The organism is Bradyrhizobium sp. 164, from assembly GCF_023073715.1.
Lineage (GTDB): Bacteria > Pseudomonadota > Alphaproteobacteria > Rhizobiales > Xanthobacteraceae > Bradyrhizobium.
On sequence record NZ_JADPKA010000064.1, the window covers coordinates 1 to 1,301 of the forward strand.

The 1,301-nt window shown below is 60.9% G+C and carries 2 protein-coding genes; both read left to right on the forward strand.

Annotated features, from left to right (window positions below; translation table 11 throughout):
• Window positions 1-199, forward strand: a 199-nt coding sequence (locus IVB01_RS20050; protein WP_247275678.1) for a hypothetical protein, incomplete at its 5' end; no start/stop codon positions are given.
• The gene (locus tag IVB01_RS20055) at window positions 196-1,194 is read left to right on the forward strand and encodes an IS110 family transposase (protein ID WP_247494774.1); all 999 of its coding nucleotides are present in this window, start codon (window positions 196-198) and stop codon (window positions 1,192-1,194) included. The genes IVB01_RS20050 and IVB01_RS20055, both read left to right, overlap by 4 nt.
• Window positions 1,195-1,301 lie beyond the last annotated feature (107 nt).

A 1,301-nucleotide genomic window follows, 5' to 3' on the forward strand; every position in this document is an offset into this window, starting at 1 on the left:
CGCGCTCTTGTGTCTGGGAAATCTGCCAGAATGTGCAAACGGGCGGTTCTCGCAAAACCGCCCGTTGCTGGATCTGAGCCCGGTCGCGCTCAAAGGCCGTGAGCCTGTCGGGGAGCGAGGGACAGATCCGGTGGTCTTCCTCAACCCGAACAGTTGCATGGGCTTCGAGCCCGGACCGAGCAAGGAAGGGATTGGATGATGGCACAAAACGATCTTGTTGTCGCCGGTATCGACGTGGCCAAGGACAAGGTGGATGTGTGTATTCGATCATTGTCGCAACGGCGGACGTTCGCGAGCACGGCAGAGGGACGGCGAATGCTGATCCGTTGGCTTCGCAAGTACAAGATCACTAAAGCAGCGATGGAAGCGTCCGGCGGCTATGAGCGAGAGTGGGTCAAGGCGCTGCGCGAGGCCGATATCGGAACCCTGATTGTCGATCCGAAGCGGGTGCGCAACTTCGCAAGATCGGCCGGGCAACTTGCCAAGAACGATCCGATCGATGCGGAGATGATTGCCTGGTTCGCCGAGACTTTCATCGAGGCAAGAGGCCAAGCCTATGATGCAGCACGTGAGGAACTGGCGCAGATGGTGACTGCGCGCCAAACTCTGATTGAAGTGCGGACCAGCCTGCATAACAGGGGGGAGCATTCCACACCTGACGTTGTACAGAAAATGCAGAGTCGCCTGCTGAAGCAAATCTCCTTGGAAATTACCAAGCTCGAAGCAGCGATCGCGGCCCTGATCAAGGCCACGCCGCGTTTTGCCGAACTCGCCGAGATCATCGAGAGCGTGCCGGGTCTTGCCGAGGGCACGTCCGCCGGGCTGATCGGGGGGATGCCGGAGTTAGGCCAGATAAGCAACAATGTTGCCGCGGCCTTGCTGGGTGCTGCGCCTTACGACGACGACAGCGGCAAGCGTCGGGGTGTTCGTCATATCCAGGGCGGGCGGCGCAAGGTCCGCAATCTCTTTTACATGGCGTGCATGGGAGCCGCGACACGGCACAACCCGGTACTCAAGGCCTTCTACGATCGCCTGATCGCCAAAGGCAAAGAGCCGAAGGTTGCGCTCACCGCCTGCATGCGCAAGCTGATTGTGATCCTCAACGTCATGATCGCGCGCGGAGAAAAATGGGACGCCGGCCGGTACGAAGTGAGCGGCCTCGCTCGGCTTCCGCCGAGCGAATGCCCAGCCTAAAGACCGTTGAGCGGGCGGGGTCAAGGCCGTCAGCCGCCGGAGGCGGGGGCGCGCAGCGCCAGCCTTGAGCCCGCTCGATCACCGGTCTACTTCAACACAGTTGCTCC